Origin of the sequence: Coprothermobacter sp., assembly GCA_013824685.1 — a bacterium.
Lineage (GTDB): Bacteria > Caldisericota > Caldisericia > Cryosericales > Cryosericaceae > Cryosericum.
Genome location: PNOG01000025.1, coordinates 15,580 through 38,534 on the forward strand (window position 1 = coordinate 15,580; position 22,955 = coordinate 38,534).

Below are 22,955 nucleotides of genomic sequence, written 5' to 3' on the forward strand. Positions count from 1 at the left end.
CTCGCACGAGCTACGACCCCTTCGGATATATGACGGTCACGGTACGGGTGGCAGCATCCCACATGACGTCGGCACCCATGGTTTCAGAGACAAACCGCAGGGGAACCATGGTGACGCCGTCTATGATGACAGGTGCCGCATCCAGACTGACGCGCTTGCCGTCGACGCCCGCAAACCGTACTCCGATCTGAAGTCGGACCTGATGTCCACCGACGCTCATGTCGACGATACTGAAGACGGCATCCCACGATGGCGTGATGCCCAGGGTCTCGGCAATGAACCGCAGGGGAACGAGGGTACTGCCGTTCCTGATGACAGGAGCCGATGTAAGCCGCTTCGATTCCGCGTTGACCAGCGCGTCGAGCTTGCCGATCTGCATCCGGATGATGGTCGTCTTGAGGAAGGACACGGACACCGTCCGTGTCGTCGCATTGCCGGCAGCATCTGTAGCGATGACCGTGATGATGCTGGCACCGTCGGGCAGCAGACCCACCGACGTCTCGAACGTGCCGTCAGGCTGAACTGGAGCAGTCGCTCCGTTGACAGTCACCGTCGACCCGGCCTCTGCCCGCCCCGTCACAGCAAGCGGAAGCTTGTACACCTTGTCGAACATCTTCGGTGTGGTCAGCGACAACGTTGGAGGGGTCGTGTCGAAGGAAACGTGCAGGGTCTTCTCCGCAGCGTTGCCGGCCGCATCGGTGGACCGGACGACAATCGCCCCCGAGTCTCCTGACAACGTCATCTGGGTACTAAACGCCCCAGTCGCGTCGACCACGACCGCCGTCCCATTCACGGAGACAGACCCGCCCACGTCGGTCGTGCCGCTTACCTCGAACGTCCGGCCAGTCAGCACGGCATTGTCCTGCGGGCTGGAGATGCCAAGAACCGGGGCGACCGTGTCCACGAGCAGAGCAAGCGAACTCACGACGCTCTGGTGACCCTGTCGGTCCACGGCATAGAAGTTCAGCGTGTGCTGACCTTCGATACCGAGCACCGGGGTGCCTCCGTAAACGGCGTACTGGTTGTTGTCGAACCGGTAGTACACGATAGGGCTGGCGTCGATCGGGGATGACGCGACGAACGTGATGGACGGCCGCGTGACGTAGTAGCCCAATTTGCCGTCTGGAGATACGGGTGATGCGGTCGCCGAGACCGTCGGAAGAGCAGAAATGGCATACCCGGCAGACGACACTGGAGTCGTCTCTTTGGTCGTGCTCACGCGGACCACGTACGTCCCAGTGCCGACCGGGTTCTTCAGCCCGGCATTCTCCAGGAACACGACGGTCACGGGGCTACCGGTCGGAACGTTGGATGGAACCACAATGCTGACGACGCTTCCTGAAATCGTGACAAGCGAGGACGTAAGGCCGTTGACGGTTACGGTGTTGCCCGCAATCGACGACGGGATCGTCGTACCCACCGGGAACTCCACGCTGACCCTATCGATGCCGGCGGTCAGGTTGCCTCCTGCACCAGTGGAGAATGCGACAGTATATGATGTGGAGAGAGCGGCCCCCGGGTTCGACAGCGAGACCGTCGCGGCCGTCACCTGCGATGCTGTAATGAGGAACGACCCTGCAACCTGCGACGTGTCCTGAGACGTGCTCACATTCACCCGGTACGTCCCGACCGTCGGTGGATTCGTTATGCCAGCTCCGGACTGTATGACGACCCGGACACTGCCCCCGCCGCTGATGTCATTGGGGACCGTGATTGCCGCCTTGCCTGTCGAGACGAACCCGACAGCAGCAGCCTGCGTCCCGTTGACGCGGACAGACGACACGTTCAGCGTCGCCGGAAGAACCATCTCGGTAGGGAACTGAATGTATATTCGATCGACGTTCCCCTTCAGGGCTCCGGAGAATGAGACTACGAACGAGATGTCGACCTGCGGCTTCATGCCCTGCTGGGCCGGGTCGACAGTGACCGAAACGGCAGATATGGCCGTGCCGCTGACCTGGTATGAGTTCGACATGCCCGAGAAGCCCTTGTTCGTAGATACCTGCAGCGTGTACATGCCAGGCTGTTCGGGGTTCAAAACTCCCGCCTGGGGCAGGATGACGACGTTGCACTGTGAGTTAGCCGCAACGAACCCCAGCTGTTCGGGTACGTACAGACGAAGGCGGTTGCCAGCCACCTGTGACGACAGTACCGATGACTGCTTCATGAGGACCGATCCGGGAGTAATAGACGACGGAAGGACGGTCCCGGTGGGAAACGTGACGTCCACGTAATCGCCTTGGGCAGCGATGAGAGCCCCATTGTCTGGTGTCGTGAACTGGATAGCATACTCGCCAGCCTTCCCGGACCCAGCCGGGTCGAGCGTGACCTGCACCGACGTCGTGCCGCCTGTGCCGCCCGATCCGCCCACCGAGATGGTCACCGGATAGGACCCTGACTGGCCGTCGGAGCTGGTCGAGACAGTGATCAGATAGTTGGAGGGAGTCGAAGGGTTGACGATGCCGGCACTCGTGCTCAGGCTCACCAGAAGAGGCTGGTACTGGGACGCGTTGATCGTGCTGAACATGACAAACACAGAACCCCCAGACACAGTCACAGAGCTGACGACCGGGTTGCTGTACTGTCCAGCCGACACAGAGACCGCCGTCGCAGCGATCGTCGCCGGGACGTAATAGCCCGCCGGGAACTCGATGCGGATGTACGAACCAGCACCGGCCAATCCCTGGCTCGAAGAGAACTGCAGAGTATACGAAGCGGTGGAGCCGGCAGATGCCGGTGACGCGGTGATGGCACTGACATTGACAGCTGCCTTGGCCGCGCGCGGCCGTATCGAAACAAGCAAACAGCAACACACGAGTACCGTGGCAGCTTTTCTGAGCATATGAGTCATGATGGTGACCTCCTGATTAACCGTTTCGACCGAAGACGTCAGCAGCAGGATGCACAGCTCCCCTCCGGTCTCTACAACTGCAAGTATATGCTCCACAATGTGATTTTCAACCGTGTCCACGTTGTTCCTGGTGGCCCGGACAACAAAAAAGGCCCCTGCTTGCGCAGGGGCCTCGGTGTACGGGTGTTGCTCAGCTACGATCCGTTACGGAGTGTAGGTGATCGTGATGGTGCGAAGAGCGGGATCCCAGACAACGTCGCCACCAAAGGCCTCGGAGATGACTCTCAGAGGAACCATGGTACGGCCGTTCTTGATGTATGGAGCAGCGGACAGGGACACGATGGTACCGTCGATGACCGCAGTCGCGTTGCCGATTTGAAGACCAATGGTATGGTCCCCAAGCGTGATGGTGATGCCCTGAGTCTCAGGAAGCCACTCGACGGTGGCACCAAAGGACTCAGCGATGAAGCGTATCGGAACGAACGTGCGGCTGGCAACGATTTCAGGGGCAGCGTCGATGGACGTCGCCTTGCCGTTGACAGAAACGATGTCCGCACCGATGGTCAGGACAAGGACCGTGCTGGTGTCGACGGCTGGCTTGTAGGTGACCTTGATGGTCTGGGTCCCCTTGTTGCCGGCTGCGTCGTAGGCCACGACAGCAATGGTGTTCTCGCCTTCGGCCAGCATGACGTAGGTCATGAAGGAACCGTCGGGAAGGACATCAACCTTGTTCATACCGACAAACAGCTGGGTGACAGCGACGTTGTCGGTGACCTTGCCGGTGAGGGCAAGCTTGGCAGCAACGAAGGTCTTGCCATCGATACCGTCAGCAACCTTGACGACGGGGGCGGTGGTGTCGACTTCAGGAGCCTTGTAGGTTGCGGTGATCTTGGCAGAAGCAGAGATGCCATACCAGCCGCACGGAAGCTCGCAGCTTGCCTCAGGGAAGGACGCGCCGACAGTGTACTGTCCACTGTACGGAGGAACGAACGCCCAGTCGGCTTCGCCGTTCTTGTCAGTCTTGGCAGCACCGGCAACGAAGGAGTAGCCTGAAGCGCCGGAGCTGTTGGTGGTACCCACGATGGAGACCGAGACGCCAGGAGCGCCATGTGCATGGGCATCCTTGACGGAGAACACGAGGTGGGTCGCAGACGCGGGAATCGTGAATGCGACGTCCGTCGGGCTCACCTTGACGGTCGAATCGGTAAGCGTGAAGGTGTCAACGAGCAGTTCTGCACAACCGCCAGTCACGAAGTAGAGCTCGAACTGAGGAGCATCTTCGATGTGGGGGTTGTCATAGCCGTAGACCTGGATCGGTGAAGGAGTGGTGCAGCCGGCGGGAACGTTGTAGCAGACGACCGAGGTCGGAAGACCGCAGGCGTTGTAGACAGCGTAGGCCCTGAGGGTCCACGTCGTGTCGGTCGAGAAGTCGTGATGACCGTCAGAACGAGGATCCGTGGCGGTGACGTAGATGAGCTCACCGAAGCCGGTGGTGATGATGTGGTCGTTGTCGATCTTCGAGCCGTCGAGCAAACCGATCTTGACGTCGAAGGTGGGCATGACGACCTTGAGCGTGAAGGTGACGACTTCCTTGATCGAGCAGTCAGCGTTGTACTGGTACCCGGTGATGACAAGGTTTCCAGCCATGGGGAACGCGCAGCTGAAGGTGAACTTCAGGCCGGTGTTCGTCGTGCTGGTGGTCATCGTGATGCCGAGCGTGCTGAGCTTGATGCCGGCAAGCTTGCCGGACCAGTGGATACCCTGCCAACCAGTGGCGGTGCTGAACTTGGGGTCCGTGATCTCGATGGTGGTGGGCACGCCGGCAAGGATGTCGGTCGGGTCGATCCCCATCTCGAAGACGGTGGCCGTCGTGGTCAGCGTGGTGATGACGGGCATGATGCTGATGTCGTCGATGGTCTCGGAGATGAACGGATACGACGTCACCATGGTGCCGCAGGCGTCGAACGTCCGGTACAGTCCGAAGACCTCTGTGACGAGGTGATAGTCACAGTCGCCGGTGTTGACATAATTGAACGTGATGTCCTTGAACGTCAGCTTCTCGCAATTGTCGATGACGTTGAGGCCAAGGGTCGTGTCACTGCCGGCCTCGAACTGGACGGTATGGTCAGGGTTCCACAGACCTACGGAACCGACGATGCCGTTGTACCACAGCTCGGTGACGTCGGCGGTAGAGCCACCCCACGTCTTGCCGGTGAAAGCGTCCTCGATGATGTTGCCGGCGCCGTCAACCATGTAGATGCGGACGATCTTCGTATTGCAGCCGCAGAACAGGCCGGGAACGGTACCTGGGTCGGTGATGTTGACGACGAGGTCAGCGGTCTTGCCGACCGTGATGGTGGAGGCGTCGGTGATGGCAGCGCCATTGACCGTCACGCCGACCAGCACGCAGGACTTGACTTCGCAGACTTCGAAGTTCTTGGTGTAGGTGTGGCAGCAGGCATTGGTGGACATGTCCTCATGGGAGATCTCACGATCCCAGTCGGGGCAGTCCTGGTCGATACGCTCCCAGACTGTCATGGAGATGGAGGCCGTGATCTTGCCGGCGCCGGTGATGACGTAGTGGTCGCCGGAGACCCAGCGGACAGGTCCGTTGACGGTGACGTCATAGTCGGCGATGTGCCAGTTGGCGGGATCGGCGACTGCCCAGTGACCGACATCGATGGTAAGGCCGCTGCCGATGGTGCAGGGCAGGGTGTCATAAACGTAGCGGCCGACAGCGGTGTCAAACCACGGTGACTGCGACACGTTGATGTCGAGGTAGGGGTTGAACGCACTCTTCTCACGCAGGCCGATGATAACCATGTTGGTCGTCAGAGCCGTCATGTAGAGGGTCGCAGTGGCCTTGATGCGGACATCGGGAGCCGACGTCGTGTTGAGCATGAGGCGATAGTACCCGGGAGCGATCTCAGTGGCAGAAGTCAGCACGTTGACACCATAGGTGTCGAGAGCCGTGACGACAGCAAGAGAGACCGGAGCGCCGTTGTTGTCCATGACAGAGATGACAACCGGCTGTCCGTTCTGGCTCTTGTAGAGCAGGATCGGGCTGCCGTAGGTGGCGGCGGTGATGGCGAGGGCGGACGGGATGTTGCTCAGCGTCTCGTAGATCATCGCGTCATTGTCAGGGATCGCCGGAGTGAGCGTGTCATAAAGGTCGCGGATGAACACACGATACGTGCCGATCTGGGTAGCAGGGTTGACCGGGAAGGTCAGCGAGAACTGCCCAGATGACATGGGGGCGACGACATAAGTCGCAGCCAGGAATTCGCCTGGATACGTGACGCCGATGGTGACGGCAGAGAGAACAGTCTGGCCGTTGCCACGAGTAATCCAGCCTTCGATGGTATTGAAGCCCGCGCAGTTCTTGATGGTCTTCGTCTTCCAGGTCAGGTTGTACTGGATGAAGACCTCTTTGACCAAAACTGCTGGCTCCTGGGTCGGAGAACCAACGCCTTCGACCACATACACATTGTACGTGCCATCATAAGAAACGTTCGCTGTACCGATCTGGAATGGGTAAGTCGTGATACCGGTCACTTCAAAACCAGTGACGCTGTCGACCACTGCGTTAGTGTCAGTGCGTCGAAGCTCCACGGTATACGGGGTGCCAGTAAGGACATCGGTGAACGTAACCGTGCCATGGATGACGTCGCCCATCTTATAGATGTACTGCGACGCAAGCGGGACGTATCCTCCGGCCACAAACGCGGTCGGAATGGGGTTGTAGTACTTCAGCGTTGCGACCTTGGCAGTGTCCGTGAGGGCAGCAGTGGCAGCGCTGGCGCGCGGAGCAATGGCCCCTGAGAAGAGCGAGAGGACCATGCTGAGCGCTACGAGAATAGACAGGAACTTCTTCATTGAGTAATCTCCTTTCGAGATTGGTTGGATGAAGGTTGTCGAATGCGACCATTCGGCGCGCGCATGCGCGCCGCGGGAGTCCCGCTGGTGTGGACCGTTCCTCAGAAGCGCCCCTCCGAATACACCCCTCGAATACAGTAACATTCTCGGGGGGATTGAACAAAAGTCCTCGGGGAATACACCCCTCGGATACAGTAACATCCTCGGGGGGATGTTCCGAGTTGCCTCTGCCCAGGTACTCCCCTCAGAAGCACCCCTCGTATTGGAAGAACATACTCGGGGGCATTGAACAGAAGTGCTCGGGGGAACGGCAGAGACGCCCTCGACCGATCCGCCGCCTGCCGAGACCTGGCACCAGAACGCCGGTCATGACGGGAACTGTCCCACGTCGTCCAAGTATGGCCGGTTCCCGAAGGGAACCTGAAAGGAGTCCGTGTTGTGCGCGCGCACTGTGCGCCGCATCCTGCGGTGAACCATCCTTGTTCTGCCTGGCGAGTGGAACAGTCACGATGCCAGATCCTGAAGCATGTGGCAGGAACGAAACAGCAACAAAGCTGAGATACGAGAACGCGGGTCGTGCCAAGAATAGGTGATGTGGTACGTGAGAAAAGCCGCTATCGGGAATCGGACCGTGTAACGATTACTCAGTCCGTGTAATTCATGGTATCTTGCCCTTCAGTTTTCAATGCGCGTCGCAGCAGTACCGAATGTCCGCCGGAAACGAGGCGAACCGCACAAGAGCATTGCACAAGGCGCGATACTGCGGGAAGAAGAGCGAGAAGCAGGAGCGGGGACAACACTTCTTCCACCATTTATGGTGCACACTCCGTGCCAACTGTTTCCAGAAGAGCTGTCCATTCACTTTTCATGATGCAAGGATGGATTCCCGCCTTCGCGGGAATGACGAGTAAAGTGATGGATTCTCGCCTTCGCGGGAATGACGGAGGCAGACAACCCCATCAAGGCCCTAACAATGTGTCCTTTCTTACCCAGCAGCCGGGATCCTCGACACCCCACAGCCTATGGCATGAACTGGATGGTTGCCGTCCGCGTCGTCGCATTCCATGACACGTCCGCACCGAAGGCCTCAGCCACAAACCGGAGAGGTACGAAAGTGCGGCTCCCCGTGATGCGGGGAGCGGCTTCCAAGAGGACAGCCCTGCCATTCACCTGTGCCGTCCTGTCCCCGATGTGCAGGACGATGAGGGCTGCAGGGTGCTGAGTGGTCGCTTCGAGCTTGAGCCAGACCTTCTGCTGAGCTTCGTTCCACGTCACCTGGGCTCCGAATGCCTCACTGATCATCCGGACGGGGACGAACATCCTCCCGATCTTGGCGTCGATGAACGCGGGTGCGTCGAGTGCGACCTTCACTCCTCCGACCAGCACGGTCTTCGAACCGACGGTCAGGTCGATGCGCACAGGCGCAGCCTCAGTGATCTCGAAACGGATGGTGACAAACTGCTCGCCCCCGTCAGACGTGACCCGCACCAGGTTCTGATACGTCTTGGGGCTCATGTCCGTGGGGCCGACGGAGATCGCGACCACAGACCTCACCGACGTGCTCCCGGCCGCAGGCGTCGCTGTCAGGTAGGAGGGCAGATTCTCGAGCCGCCACGACAGCGTGCCTTCGCCCGCATTGGTCACCGTCAGGCTGGAGGTCCTGCGCTGGTTGCCCGGCACCGTCCCCAGCTGAACCTCGGCCGCCGAAAGACAGAGAAACGGTTCCGACGTCGTCCAAGTGCCCAGCTCACCCTCGGCACTCCCAAAGAAGGCCGCCCCACCCACAAGGCCGAGCGCAGTGATCGATATGCTGGACGAACCGGCGCGAAGCCGAACGAACGACGTTCCCAAGTCCTTGGACAGCAGGACCCCTTGGGCCGCTGTAGCGACGACCAGCCTCCCCTGTGTGGTGACGGCAAGTCCCGTTACTGTCGCTCCGGCCGGCAGGGTAACAGTCAACCATGAGTCGCCGCCATTCGTACTGCGGATGATGCTTCGTGCACTACCCGCGTAGAGCGTGCCCTTGGTACTGTCCGCAGCAAGCCATTCATACGACGTTCCCGGCGCCCGGAGAGTCGCAAACGAAACCCCGTCGTCCGTCGACCGGTACAGCCCCTTGTCCCGCGTCGACACCACAAGGACACCAGCGCGCGGCTGGACGATGTCGGTGACGAAGAACGTGGCTATACCCTTCCCCATCCCCTTCCACGTCGAGCCCGCGTCAGTAGACGAGTAGAGACCGTGGCACAGGGAAGCTACAAACAGCCTCTGTGGACGAAAGCGATCGGGCCGGATGTGGGCGATGTTGACACAGTCGAGCGACGTGTCCTGTCTCCAGGACACACCACCGTCGGTGGACACGTACAGCCCGTCGCCATCGGTTCCAAGAAACCAGTGTCCCGACTGGAGGATGGCAGCCGTATGGACGTCCAGCCCGTCGAGCGAGCTGGACAGCCGGGCAAACGTGCCGCCGTTGGGCGAACCGTACACGCCTGCCTTCGTCGCGACCAGCCATAGACCACCGCCAGCATCCTCGCCTGCCGCAGCCGTGACGCCCGAGGAGAAGAGCTTGAGCACCTGCCATCCCCCTGAAGACTGCGCAGACGCCCGTGGCACGCGCCAGCTCAAGACAGAGCCCGAAAACACAAGTGCCGTCACAAGGACTGTTGCAATGACTCTCTTCATCCGATCACCCCTAGAAGTGTGAACGCACGCACGAGCAGGAACCCCGCTATCAGCAAGAACAGCACAGCCGTGGCGATCTTGACGACGACAGTGTTCTTCGTCAGCCAGCCCGTCATCTTCTCGCTCGTCGTGCCGAGCCACGCCACAAACGTGATGATGAGCAGTGGAAGGATGAACAGCAGATTGTAGATGACGAGGAGGAGCGTCGCCCTTGCCCGCAGAGCGCTCTGGCTGTAGATGAGCACGATGGTCGGCAGGTAGGTCTGTCCCGTGCACAGGAACTCGAACAGCGACACGGGGAATGCGATGAGAAATGCGCTCGTCGCAAGGAACCCGGTGTTGGCGGTCTTGCGTATGAGCCCGTGGATGGCCTGTTTCTGCCGTGCAGGAAGCTGGAGGCTCATGTCTTCGAGCCTGCCATGCCGCACGCGATATGCGTCACGGAACGAGAGCGCGGCGATGACCAGGGCGAATATGCCGATGACCAGGTAGAACCACCGGGCGATTGCGAAGAACCACGTCGCCTGGGCAACATACTTGTACAGACCCAGCCCCGCCAGGAAGTAGGCGAGGAAGACGCCAGCTCCGAATGCCGCGCCGACCAGCAGGATGTCCCGCTTCTTCTTACTGCGCATAATGAGGTACGAGATAAAGAAGATGAGCGTCGCGAACGCACATGGGTTCACGCCGTCCAGCAGTCCCGCCCCGATGACAGTCAGCACGCTGAACGTCCGGAACGCGTCCTCTGCCGACGATCCGCCCTTGTCTGCGGTCGCCAGGGCCGCGGAAAGCCACACGTTCCCCTCGGCATCCGTCGTGGCAAAGGCATTCTCGAGTCCTGCACGGATAGCCTTTTCGCGCACCAGCGCGGTCTTGCCTACAAAGACGGTCGGGGCCGTACCACGCTGTTCCTCGGGAACGCCGTACTGGTCATCCAGTGACGCACGGACCTTCGAGCCTTGAACGTCCAGCGCGTCGTACTTGCGGACGACGGTGAACGAGTACTTCCCTTTCAGCGACTCGAGCAGCTGCTCGACAGCCTGGCACTCACTGCACCCTTCCGTATAGTAGTACACGATGGATACATCGGTCGCTGTGCCGCCCGCAGTGGTTGCTTGAGTTGTAGAGAGGCCCACAATGGACCCCGGCAGTACCGCCATCAGTAGAAGGGCAGCGATGCAGACAACCCTTCTGCGGTTCATCACTGTGAGCCCTTCAGGATGTCTTCGAGCACCGTATAGACACCATTCTGAGCCAGAGCGCCGCCGCTGAAGACCACGTTCGTCTCCTTGTCCAGGAGGACTGCATAAGGAGCTTCGACCTGTCGCATCTGTTTCCCGATGGCGCGCTCCGGGTCGATAATGACTTGGGCTCCCTGCTCAGCGGCTTCCTTGACAAACCGCTTCACCGGGTCGATCTCGGCTTCTCCAAACGCGACGGCAATCACGTTCCATCCGGAAGTCCTTGTCTTGAGCGTTGTGAGGAGCTTCATGGCTGCCTGGTAGCACGATCCGCACGTCGGCTGGCTGAAGACGATGGCCGTGTACTTGCCCTTGAGGCCGGCCGTTTCCAGCGCCTGTCCACTTGTGCTGGTCGCTCTGAACGTGGGGAAAGGCTTCTCGAGCCGTAGACCGGGCGTGCCCCGTTCAGCCACCAGCCTGTTGAACGCATCCTCGCCCACATCGGCCACGTAGATGGAACCGGCGAGCATGCGCATGAGCTGTCGCCCAGGACCTGCGAGTTCTCCGCCAGCACCAAAAGTCTCGTCGTCGTCGGTGCCAATCAGCTGATACAGGTTAGTTCCCACGTACTGCTCGGTAAAAGAGGTTGCTGACTGGGGCCAGCGCGGAGTCAGCTGGCGCATCGCCTGGACTGCATACAGGTTGTCCACGTAGACAGCGAATTCCACATCACGCGGGGCAAGCAGGAGACGGTCCAGCACCGACGGAGTCGAGTTGCCAAGCGGGAACGTGTAGACGTAGCCTGCAAAACCACCGTCCCGCGTAACCTTCCACCGCGGGAACGACCCAAGCTGGCCGAGGCGGTCCGGAAGATCTTCCACCTTCTCGACGGCAACGCTGGTTCCTTCCGACGAAACGAGGCCAGCTGGATCTCCGTGCCCGCGTACGACCACGACACCGGTAATCCACAGGGCTATGATGACCGCCAGCGCGACGGCGCCCCACACGAGGGGCGAGCGACGCCTGGGCGCTACGTACTTGCCATTTTTCTTCTGCGACATTTTTCGACTCCTTTGCAGGATGGCTTGGATGACAAGGACGCCGGGCGACTTCAGAGTCTCCCAGACATCATCCCTGCAATTATACGGGTGGCGCCTGCAGTATCAACAGCCGCATATTCACATGGACCCAGAGTCCGCGTCCATCACGTGCCGCCCCCGGCATAAGCGAAGAGCCCCGGCGCATGGCTCGGGCTCCAGGTAATCAGGGAGTCATAGGCGGCACTACTTCTTCTGCCTCAACGCTCTGCGCACTGCTGCCTCGATGTCGGTGTGGCGGCAGCCAAACGCGGTGAGCAGTTCGTCAGGGGTGCCGGATTCGCCGAAGCGGTCCTTGATGCCGACGAATTCCATGGGCACCGGGCATTCCTGCGCCAGCACTTCCGCAACTGCGGAGCCGAATCCTCCCATGACCTGGTGCTCCTCTGCGGTGACCACGGCGCCCGTCTCACGGGCAGCCTTCAGCAGGAGCTCGCGGTCGATGGGCTTGATGGTGTGGATGTTCAGGACGCGGGCATGGATGCCCTGCTTCTTCAGTTCCTCGTGCGCGAGCAGAGCCTCGTACACCATGTACCCGGTCGCAGCGATGGTGACGTCGTCGCCGTCTTCGAAGGTGATGCCCTTGCCGATGTCGAATGGCGTCGCATCGTCCGTGAGAATCGGCACGGACTCGCGGCCAAGCCGGATGAACACCGGGCCCTGCATGGCGGCGACCGCCAGCGTGGCCTTGCGGGCTTCGTTCACATCGCAGGGGTTGATGACGGTCATGTGTGGCAGCATCCTCATGATACCCAAGTCTTCAAGCGCCTGATGGGTCGCCCCGTCGGGGCCGACGCTGATGCCGCCGTGTGCGCCGACGATCTTGACGTTCAGCTCAGCATAGGCGACGGTGACCCGGATCTGGTCAAGCGCCCGGTCGACCATGAACGTGCCATAGGTCGACGTGAACGGCACCTTGCCCATCAGCGACAGCCCCGCGGCGATGCCCACCATGTCCGCCTCGGCGATGCCGCAGTCGATGAACCGTTCGGGGAACTCCTTCTTGAAGCGGTCCGTCGTAGTCGACTTAGCGAGGTCCGCGTCGAGAACGAATACGCGCGGGTCTTCCTTGCCCAGCATGAGCAGGGCATCCGAGTAGCCGAAGCGCGTCGCCTTGCCTTCGAGGGTGCCGCAAACGTCGTTGTGTGCAGTCGCCATGTCACTCACCCCCCTGTGCGTCCAGCTCGCGGATGGCCTGGGCCAGCTCGTCCTGGGACGGCGCCTTGCCATGCCAGCCGGCAACGTTCTCCATGAACGAAACGCCCTTGCCCTTGATGGTATGAGCGACGATTGCAGTGGGCTGTCCCTTGACCGTTTTCGCCTCTTCAAGCGCCTTCACACACTGCTCCATGTCGTGGCCGTCAATGCTGATGACATGCCAGTTGAACGCGCGAAGTTTGGCCGCAACGTCATCGATGCACATGACCTCGGAACATTTGCCGTCGATCTGCAGTCCGTTGTTGTCGACGATGACGCACAGGTTGTCCAGCTTGAAGTGCGCACCTGCCATCAGGGCCTCCCAGATCTGGCCCTCCTGCAGCTCGCCATCGCCGGTGAGGCAGTAGGCACGAACCGGCAGCTTGTCGTACCGGGCGGCATAGGCACAGCCAACGGCGACGGAGAGTCCCTGGCCAAGAGAACCCGTCGACGTCTCGACGCCGGGCGGGCTCCCCTTCTTGGGGTGTCCCTGCAGGCGTGAGCCGAACTTGCGCAGCGTCAGGAGCTCGTCCTTCGGGAAGAAGCCCTTGTAGGCGAGCAGGGTGTACAGCAGTGGCGCGATGTGCCCCTTGGACCAGAAGATGCGGTCACGGTCGGGGTCGGTGGGCATCGTCAGGTTGGCCGCCCGGAAGTAGAGGGCCGTCATGATGTCGGCGGCCGACAGCGAGCCGCCCGGATGCCCTGAACCGGCGGCCGTGATGGAGCGAAGCGTGTCCTTGCGGATCTCGGTCGCAAGGTGCTTCAGTTCCTGGATCGTCAGCAGAGTCTCCATGGCTGCTCGTTCCTACTTCAGTTCGGCCAGGGCCGTACGGATCCGTCCGAGCGCAAGGGCGATGTTCTCGCGCGACGTGGCATACGAGAAGCGGAGGTACCCCTCCCCGAACGAGCCGAAGCCGGTCCCGGCCAGGCAGGCGACGCCCGCGTTGTAGAGCAGGTGGTCGGCGATCTCCTGGGATGAGCGGCCAAAGCTCTTGACGTTCGGGAAGACGTAGAAGGCGCCGTGCGGTTTGCGGCAGGTGACGCCGGGGATGGCGTTGAGCCCATCGACAATGATCTCCCGGCGGGCCAGGAACTCTTGCCGCATCTTCTCCTCGTCGTCCTGCGGGCCAGTCAGCGCTTCGATGCCTGCCATCTGGGTGAACGTAGCGGTGCAGGATGCCGTATTCGCGATGACCTTGGACATCCACTCGATGAGGTCGCGCGGCCCGGCTGCGTAGCCCAGGCGCCACCCGGTCATGGCGTAAGTCTTGGACATGCCGTCCATGATGATCGTGCGCTCCTTCATGCCGGGGAGCGACGCAATGGAGAAATGCTCGCCTTCAAACACCAGACGCGAATAGATCTCGTCCGACAGGACGTAGAAGTCATACTTCCTGGCCATCTCGGCAACCAGCTCTAGGTCCTCGCGCGCAATGATGCCGCCGGTGGGGTTGGCAGGCGAGTTGATGACGACCAGCCTGGTGCGCGGCGAGATCAGCTTCACGAACGTGTCGCGGTCGAAGCCGAAGTCCTTCTCCTCGAGGATCGGGAGGGGCACGGCCTTGGCGCCGGAGATGTTGATGCATGATTCATAGATAGGATACGACGGATTGGGGTAGATCGCCTCGTCGCCGTCTTCGAGCAGGGTCATGCACGACGAGTAGATGACGTCCTTGGCGCCTGGGGTGACCAGCACCTCTTCCGCCGTGACTGGGACGCCACGGGTCCTGCTGATGTACTCGGCAATGGTCTTGCGGAAATCCATCCGGCCCATGGTGGGCGAGTAGTGGGTGTAGTTCTGCTCGATCGCCCGCATACCGGCTTGCTTGATGTTCTCGGGGGTGTTGAAGTCGGGTTCGCCGATCTGCATATAGATCATGCTCTTGCCCTGGCGTTCCAGTTCCTGCGCCTTGGCCATGACGACGAAGGCTCCTTCGCCACCAGCCCTCTGCACACGTTTCGTTACTTTCAGCATGTCCTCTACCTCCCTGCAGATGATTCAGCGCTCACGCGCGATCGTGCACCTGTCGTGCTTGTGGCCGGCGTTGGGCCGCATGAACGGCCGCTTGACCACGATGCCTGCCTCGGCCCTTCCGCGAATCGGGATGTACACCGTGTCGCCGACCTTCACCACGTCCTTCTCCACCATGCACAGAGCATACGACCCACCCAGCGTCGGGCAGTAGTTGCCGCTGGTCACGTAGCCGATCTTGACGGGCATCTCGGGGCTGCCTGCCAGGCAGTCGAACCCGTTGCGCGGGATGGCCCTGCTGTTCATCTTCACGCCGATCCATGCGCGCGGGACGCCCTTCGCTTTCATGGCCAGCAGTGCGGGCTTGCCCACGAAGTCATGATCCCAGCTGATCACGAAGTTCTGCCCGGCTTCGAGTGGCGCTATGGTGTTGTCAAGGTCATGGCCATACAGCCAGTAGCACACTTCGAAGCGCAGCGTGTCACGCGCGCCCAGTCCGTTGGGCAGCAAACCGAACGGCTTGCCGGCGTCCAGGATCGCATTCCACAGGTACGATGCCTCTGCAGGAGCAACGTAGATCTCGTACCCGTCCTCGCCTGTGTAACCGGTGCGCGACACGATGCACTTGCGTCCAGCAACGGTGGTCTCCAGAAAGTGGAAGTACGCCAGGCCCACGATGTCTGCGGTGGTCATGCCTTTCAGGATATCCTCTGCTGCCGGCCCCTGCAGGGCCACTTCGGCGTACGTAGCCGTCGCTCCGGTGATGGTGATGTCCCCCAGTTTGTGGCCCATGACCCACGCGAGGTCCTTCTCGTAGTTGCCGGCGTTGACGACCAACAGGAACTTCGTCGCACTATACTTGTAGATGAAGAAATCGTCGACGACCGTCCCCTCCGGATAGAGGAACTCGGCATACTTGATCTCGTACGGCTCGAGCAGGGCTGCATTCCACGTGGCAATATAGCTCACAAACTTCTCGGCATCCGGTCCTTCGACCTCGATCTCGCCCATGTGCGAGACATCAAACAGTCCCGCGGCCGTGCGGCAGGCCTTGTGCTCTTCGATGATGCTCGTGTACTGAATCGGCATCTCGTAGCCCGCGAACTCGACCATCGTTGCACCGAGTCTCACATGCTCGTCGTACAGCGGCGTACGCAATACCTGTGCCATGTTCCTCTCCTCTGCTTCGATTCGCCGCAGGACAGGCGCTGTATGAAGATTCTGCCCCGGATGGCGCGCTAACACTCCTGGAAATACTTCTTCTTGAAGACCTTGGGAGCCTTGATGACTCCTCCCCCAGCCACGACGTACCGGACGAAGTTCTCCCCGAAACGATAGGGGAGCTCCTTGTAGGTATCGATATCGAGGACGAGCAGGTCGGCATCCTTGCCCTCGCGCAGCGAACCGGTCTGTGCGCCACGATTCACTGCCACGGCGCCGTTGATGGTCGCTGCGACCATGACTTCCTCGGCGGTCATCTTCATGTGCAGGCATCCCAGTGCCATGATGAGCAGCATGTTGGGGCACATGCAGGTCCCCGGATTGTAGTCCGTCGCTAGAGCGACCGGAACGCCGTGCTCGATGAACCCACGTGCATCCGCGAACTTCGTGCGTCCCAGCGACAGGACAGTGCCCGGCATGAGGGTTGCGACAACGCCTTCCTTCGCCATGGCCTTCATGCCCTTCTCGCTGGTCCAGATGCAGTGATCGGCACTGACACATCCCATCTCGGCTGCCAGCTCGGCACCGCGGTCATCCGCCATCTCGTCGGCATGGAGCTTGCGCGGCATGTCATGGTCACGGGCGGCCGTCAGGATGTCGCGAGCCTCTTCGATCGTGAATGCCCCCTGGTCCACATACACGTCGACGAAGACCGCCAGATGGTTCTCGTGGACCATGGGGACCATGTCCCTCGCGACGAGTTCCACGTACTTGTGGCGCCTGGCGACGTATTCGGGAGGGACGACATGCGCCCCCAGCAGGGTCGGGACGATGAGGATGTCCGTTTCCAGCGCAACTTCCTTGATGACGCGCAGCAGCTTGATCTCCTCCTCGGTGTTCAGGCCGTAGCCGCTCTTGATCTCCGCTGTGGTCGACCCATAGCGCGACAGCTTGAAGATGTTGCGCTTGAGCGCTTCGCGCAGTTTCTCTTCGCTGGCCATGCGCGTTGCCCGGACGGTCTTCACGATGCCGCCGCCCGCGGCCTGAATCTCAGCATAGGACTTTCCCTGCTGACGCATGAGGAACTCGTCCTCGCGCGTGCCGGCAAAGACCGCGTGGGTGTGGGAATCGACGAACCCTGGGCACACGACCTTGCCCTCGGCGTCGATGATCATCGTCTGCGGGCCCACGACGTAGGAACCGCCGTCCTTGGCCCCCACGTAGAGGATCTTCCTGTCCCTGACGGCGACCTCGCCACGCTTGATGATGCCCAGGTCCCCCGCAGCAGGTACAACGACAGGATCGTCCACGCCCTTCATCGTAAGTAGCTCACCTATATTACGGATAACCAGGTCTGCAATGATCGGCTGTGCCATGACGTTCTCCTCTCGTGCTTTCGACACTACTCGTAGATTCGTGTTTCGACCAGGGCGTCCCTGGTCAGTCCGGGCAACTGAAGATAGTAGGATGCCACGTCCATGAACACCTGTGCCGGAGCCAGGCCGATGAGTTCGCTTGCGACGATGCCGACGCCGTAGCGGGCGGCCTCCATCCTGACCAGCTCGAACACGCGGTACAACGGTGTCGTCGCGAAATTGAGGATGTTCATCGACACCTGCGCCCTCTGCTTGTCTTCGAGGAAAATGCCCTTTGCCTGCACGTTCATGAGACCACCCGACGACTCGCGCATGCTCTTGGCGATGCGGCTGGCGATCTTGACGTCGCTGGTGTCCAAGTCCACGTTGAAGGCAACGAGAAAGTTGCGGGCTCCCACAGCGACACAGCCTGCTGTCGGATGGCGTTCCGCAGGGCCAAAGTCTGGCTGCCATGCCGGGTCCTTGATCTTTGCGGCAAAGCCCTCGAACTCACCTTCACGGATGGTGGGCAGCTTGCAGCGCTGCGGTACCCTGGCCGACTCCGCATACAGGTACACGGGCAGGTTCAGCTCCTCACCGATACGCTTCCCTACCTGCTCCGCTATTTCACAGCATTCCGCCATCGTTACGCCGGCGACAGGGATGAACGGGATGACGTCCACAGCGCCCATACGGGGGTGTTCGCCCTGGTGGTGCGTCAGATCGATGCTTTCGATTGCCGCCCTGGCCACGTCGAATGCTGCCTCGGCAACAGCCTGGGGCTCACCCGCATACGTGATGACGGTCCGGTTGTGATTGGGGTCGGACGACAGGTCCAGCAACTTCGCCCCCGGTCGTTCGATGACGCCGGCAATGGTCTTGATCTTATCGGTGTCCCGGCCTTCACTGATGTTGGGAACACACTCTATGACCTTTTTCACGCCACCTCCCAAGGTACACCCGATGAACGGTTGACAGTATACCCCCACCTGCGCCCGTGCGCAAGCAAAACACGTCGCACTGGCGACAGACAGCGGCTTTCACGCTTCCCGCCGGCCAGTTGCACGACATGCCGTACCGCGGTACAATAATTGCAGCATATCTCGTAACCCGGTATGGAGGCAGCCCATGAATGGAAGGATCCGTGTTCTGCTGGCAGTTATCATGACGCTCGGTCTGGCTTCTTGCCCCGCAGGCAGCATGCGGCCGGCGGCTGCCGAGACAACGGTCATCACCCTGACCATCGGTAACCCCAACATCACCGTGAACGGCACAACACGCCCTATCGATGCCAGCGGCACGATTCCCGTCATTGTCGGGGGCCGCACGCTCCTGCCGATACGGGCAGTCGTCGAGGCGATCGGCGGCACCATCGAATGGAACGCAGCGACGCGGACGGTCACCATCGCCGCGGGTGCGGTCACCATGGGCCTGACGATCGGCAACCGCATAGCGACGGTCAATGGCGCCACGCTTCCCATCGATCCTCAGAACGCTACTGTCGTTCCATTCATCATAGCTGGACGAACGATGCTTCCCCTCCGGTTCGTCGGTGAACAGCTGGGAGGGACGGTCGAATGGAATGCGGCGACCAGGACCGCGACGCTGACCTTCGTCGCCCCCGCTGCACTGACGGCTCCCAGCCTGCTGGAGCCGACAGACGCCGCACTGTTCACCTCGACGACGGTTGCCTTCCGATGGACGCCCGTCGAGGGAGCGACGTCATACAGCCTTGCAGTCAGCAGTGACGGTAAGGAGATCTACCGGGGGACCAGCACGACCAGCACGCTCATCCCATCAAGCGCCGTCCTCACCGCCGGGCAGTACTCATGGACCGTCACTGCGGTGCGCGGAGCGACGACCGGTCCTGTCTCCCTGGCGAGACGATTTGTAGTCCACCTTCCGCTGTCGCCAGCCGAAATCGTCAAGCGTGCAACGCCTGCCGTAGCCGGAATCACGGTCACGTACGTCGACGGAACCCGTGGCACTGCCGGCGCTTTCTGCATTGACCCTTCCGGTGTGTTCGTGACGACCTATGAGATCATGAAGGGCGCAGTCGATGGCACGATCACACTGTCGGACGGCAGTCAACGTTCCGACCTCCGCGTGCTCGGCTATGATACCGCGATGGACACTGTTTTGATCCGCGCCTCTGGTGACAGGCCCATCGCATCACTCGCTCTCGCGAGCGGGCAGAGTGCGCAGCCCAACCAGGACGTCGTCATGGTGGGGCCCGTCATCGCCGGGGTTCCGCAGTTCACGGTCACAGGCGTCGTCAACGGCGTTGGACCGGGGACGTTCTCTGTGAGAGGCTCCGCCGATAACGCGGTGGAGGGTTGCCCCGTGCTCGACAGTTTCGGGGAGGTCCTCGGCATGGTCACGACAGACATCAAGCCTGCGACCGGGACGTTCCCGTCCGTCTTTGCCGGTACGATTCGAGCTGTGTCCCGGACAAGCTCGTGGACGATCCGCGAAGTCACCGAACGCGAGGGAACCGGCTTGCAGGCCCTGAACAAGCCATTGCCCGATGAGCCAGTCGCCGACGCAGTGATCGGGAACCTGAGGCCAAGTTTCCACTGGAATGCGGTTGCCGGTGCCACCAGGTACGAGATCAGGGTCGTCGTGGGTCGTGATGCTTCCGGCACCCTGCTCTTCGACGACATCATCTCCTACACCAACCCCGTCATCGAGCCTGGAATCCTTAAACCCGCGACCAGCTACGCATGGAACGTCCGGGCAGGAAATGAACACGGATGGGGACCGTGGTCCTCGACCCGCGTGTTCACGACGAGCGCCTCCATCGTCCAGCCACCCGCACCCACTGTCCTCGAGCCTGTCGATGGGACCACCGTGAAGGCGGTCGGACCCGTGCTCTTCTGGACCGCCCTGCCGGGCTCAAACAGGTACTACGTGTGGATTGGAATCTCCGACCAGGACGAGGTGTTTACCGGTTCATCGGCCACGACGTCGCTGGCCATACCTGCCGGAACGCTCAAGTCCGGCTCCACGTACATATGGAACGTCCGTGTCGAGAACAGTTCGGGCGTGAGTAGCCTCTGGAGTCCCGACAGCTCCTTCACGATAGCCATTTCGGCAGGAATCGGCGTTCCTGCGCTCCTGGGCCCATTGCCAAAGGCGATCGTCTCGTACCTGAACCCGACGCTCACATGGCAGGTGGTCGCCGGAGCAACACGCTACGATGTGTGGATCGACAAGGGAACGAGTGAATCGAAGGTGTACGAAGTAGTGGTCACGGGCACATCACTCACTGTCCCCGCCGGTGTCCTCGAACCGGGCATCGCCTATCGGTGGAATGTCATCGCGGGAACGCCGGACGGCTGGAGCAAAACGGGCGATACATGGAACTGGTCCCTCAGTCGCGTATTCACCATCAACCTGACGGCGGTCATCGACATCCTGGAACCTCATCTGCTGAGTCCTGCAGACGGGGTCGTCCTCACGACGCTCTCGCCGACCCTGCAGTGGAGTACCGTGCAGGGAGCAGCATGGTACCGCGTGTACATCGGGAAGGGCACGAAGGAAACGGAACTCGAACAGGTCCTGAGCGTCATCGTGATGCCAAAGGGAGGCGACACACAGCAGTTTGCCCTTTCACCTGGAACCCTGGAGTCAGGAGCAACCTACTTCTGGCGAGTCCTGGCCGGCGCCGGCGAAGACATCGAAAGCCCCGCCTTCTATCGCTTCAAGACGCCCTAGGCGCCTCAGCAGACCACACATACCAGGAAACGACAAGACCCCTCGCTTTCTGCGAGGGGTCTTTTGGTAAGCTCATGCGAACGACCGGGAGTCCGGTCACCCGCCATCAGCGAGCTACTACTGTGGCCAGTAGGCAAACGACACCGTCTGCGTCGCCGCATCCCATGTCAGTTCCAGGCCAAGGCTCTCGGCGATGAAGCGCAGGGGAAGGAACGTGCGGCTGCCGATGATCTCCGGGACGACCTTGGCGTTCGCTGCATCGATCGGGGCAGGCTTGCCGTTCACAAGAGCTGTGCCCTTGCCGATCTCGAGGACTACAGAGCGTTCTCCGAGCGATACAATCGCAGTGTGTGTTTTCGCGTTCCAGGTGACCTTGCCGCCCAGCGTCTCGATGAGGGCACGGATGGGAAGGAGGGTGCGGCCGTTCTTGATGACGGGAGCGGCATCCATGGGGAACGAGACGCCTTCGAGCATCCCCAGCGTATCACCAACCCGCAGCCAGCCGTTCAGCGCCACATGTCGCCCGCCGGCGGCCATGATACGCTCGCTTTCGACTGTCCAGGTACGGGTGTTGCCTCGAGCATCGGTGGCAGTCACAGAGCTTGTGTTCTTGCCCGGCGACAGGGGGGTGTCGTACGTGAAACCACCGTCTGCCGCGATGGGCACCTCCAATCCGTCGATTGTCAGCGATAAGAGCCCAGACCCGGCATCGAACACGATGCCACTGATGATTGCAGACGCACTGGACGTGTGGCGAGGAACGTCATTCAGCACGACATCCGGAGGTGTACTGTCGACGTAGACCTTCGCGCTCCGGCTGGTCGTGTTGCCGAATGCGTCCGAGGCAACAAGTACGATGTCGTTGGGCCCCTCCGACAAGGCAAGGCCATATGTCTGCCAGCCGACACCGGCGCCGCTGGTTACAGCCACGCCGTTCTGCAGGATATCGACGGTTGCCCACCCGGAGTCATCATAGACGTCTGTCACGAGGGTGTACCGACGAGTTGCGCTGGAGCCATCAGCAGAAACCCCTGCTGACGCGTCAAGCCCAGGCAGCCGGATGACCGGCCCCATCATGTCACCAATAGTAGGAACCACAGGCCTCATGTCGAAGTAAGCCCAGCTGGGCAAGACCGTGTCCAATGTTCCACCGGCACCGATCTGTATAGTGAGATCCTGCCCTCTGTAGAGGCTTAGGTCCAGGTTCACCTCCCGCCATCCCGTCGAGACAGTGAATCCGCCGTGTGGTCCAAAAGCAGTCATGGAGAACTGCGCGATCACGGTCCCCTGCCACGATAGCGTCACGACGTAGCTCAGCCTGTCATACGGGGCGTAGTCCGTGGTGAACATGTTGTACGCGAACGCAATGGTCGGCGTAAGGACGGTGAACGTCTTGGCAATCGAGTTCGCGCCGAGCGGCTGCGCTGCATTGCCTGTAGCCGGAGTCCCGAGCACGGCCATGTAGTCTCCCCAGTACGGCGAAGTGTATGCATCAGCAGCAGATACACTGACGGCATCAGGACTGGCCAATACGATCCAGCCATCCAGCGTGCCGTCTTCGAAGCCCAGATCCGCCAGTTCACCGGCCCTCGCGGGCAAGATACCACCAAACGCCGAGAATACGAGCACGAACACCAGCAGAACTGCCAGCAGTGCAGGACGCAGTCTGAACATCTCTCTCCTCCCAGGTCGTCTCATGGTTCGAAGCAGCCGGCTGAAACGTGCACAGCCGTATCCATCGTATACGCTGAGACTCTAGCGTCATTTTAGATGAGGTCGCGCCGTTTGCAAGCCCCCCGACAGCAACATCCCCCGACGGCGATGCCGTCGGGGGATGGATTCTGCCAGTAGTACTGCTGTACG

At 61.0% G+C, this 22,955-nt stretch carries 13 protein-coding genes; 1 reads left to right on the plus strand and 12 read right to left on the minus strand.

What is annotated here, in order from left to right; genetic code table 11:
- Window positions 1–10 precede the first annotated feature (10 nt).
- From C0398_08235 to ftcD, 11 genes are all read right to left on the minus strand, one after another.
- Complete coding sequence (locus C0398_08235) at window positions 11–2,971, minus strand: hypothetical protein (GenBank protein MBA4365966.1); 2,961 nt, start codon at window positions 2,969–2,971, stop codon at window positions 11–13.
- An 84-nt stretch (window positions 2,972–3,055) separates the two neighbouring features.
- Complete coding sequence (locus tag C0398_08240; protein ID MBA4365967.1) at window positions 3,056–6,928, minus strand: hypothetical protein; 3,873 nt, start codon at window positions 6,926–6,928, stop codon at window positions 3,056–3,058.
- A gap of 819 nt (window positions 6,929–7,747) precedes the next feature.
- Entirely contained in the window at window positions 7,748–9,412 is a 1,665-nt protein-coding gene (locus tag C0398_08245) for a hypothetical protein (GenBank protein MBA4365968.1), read from the minus strand.
- Window positions 9,409–10,614 (minus strand): hypothetical protein, encoded by a 1,206-nt coding sequence (locus tag C0398_08250; protein ID MBA4365969.1) that lies wholly within the window; start codon window positions 10,612–10,614, stop codon window positions 9,409–9,411. The genes C0398_08245 and C0398_08250 overlap by 4 nt, the downstream gene beginning before the upstream one ends.
- Entirely contained in the window at window positions 10,614–11,654 is a 1,041-nt protein-coding gene (locus tag C0398_08255; protein MBA4365970.1) for a hypothetical protein, read from the minus strand. Before C0398_08255 ends, C0398_08250 begins: the two co-directional genes overlap by 1 nt.
- 222 nt (window positions 11,655–11,876) lie before the next feature.
- Complete coding sequence (locus C0398_08260; protein MBA4365971.1) at window positions 11,877–12,848, minus strand: transketolase; 972 nt, start codon at window positions 12,846–12,848, stop codon at window positions 11,877–11,879.
- Between the two features lies 1 nt (window position 12,849).
- The gene (locus C0398_08265; protein MBA4365972.1) at window positions 12,850–13,680 is read right to left on the minus strand and encodes a transketolase; all 831 of its coding nucleotides are present in this window, start codon (window positions 13,678–13,680) and stop codon (window positions 12,850–12,852) included.
- A 12-nt stretch (window positions 13,681–13,692) separates the two neighbouring features.
- On the minus strand, window positions 13,693–14,862 hold the full coding sequence (locus C0398_08270; GenBank protein MBA4365973.1) for an aspartate aminotransferase: 1,170 nt from the start codon (window positions 14,860–14,862) through the stop codon (window positions 13,693–13,695).
- Between the two features lie 24 nt (window positions 14,863–14,886).
- Window positions 14,887–16,029: a glycine cleavage system protein T gene (gene gcvT, locus C0398_08275; protein MBA4365974.1), complete on the minus strand. Its 1,143-nt coding sequence runs from the start codon at window positions 16,027–16,029 to the stop codon at window positions 14,887–14,889.
- 68 nt (window positions 16,030–16,097) lie between these two features.
- A complete protein-coding gene (locus tag C0398_08280) occupies window positions 16,098–17,396 on the minus strand; it encodes an imidazolonepropionase (GenBank protein ID MBA4365975.1) in 1,299 nt (432 codons plus the stop codon).
- Between the two features lie 26 nt (window positions 17,397–17,422).
- Complete coding sequence (gene ftcD, locus C0398_08285) at window positions 17,423–18,316, minus strand: glutamate formimidoyltransferase (protein ID MBA4365976.1); 894 nt, start codon at window positions 18,314–18,316, stop codon at window positions 17,423–17,425.
- Between the two features lie 259 nt (window positions 18,317–18,575).
- On the opposite strand from ftcD, the gene C0398_08290 reads away from it, so the two are divergent.
- Window positions 18,576–21,092, plus strand: coding sequence for a hypothetical protein (locus tag C0398_08290; protein MBA4365977.1), 2,517 nt, complete (start codon window positions 18,576–18,578; stop codon window positions 21,090–21,092).
- 117 nt (window positions 21,093–21,209) lie between these two features.
- On the opposite strand, the gene C0398_08295 is transcribed toward C0398_08290, so the two are convergent.
- A complete protein-coding gene (locus C0398_08295; GenBank protein MBA4365978.1) occupies window positions 21,210–22,790 on the minus strand; it encodes a hypothetical protein in 1,581 nt (526 codons plus the stop codon).
- Between the last annotated feature and the right edge of the window lie 165 nt (window positions 22,791–22,955).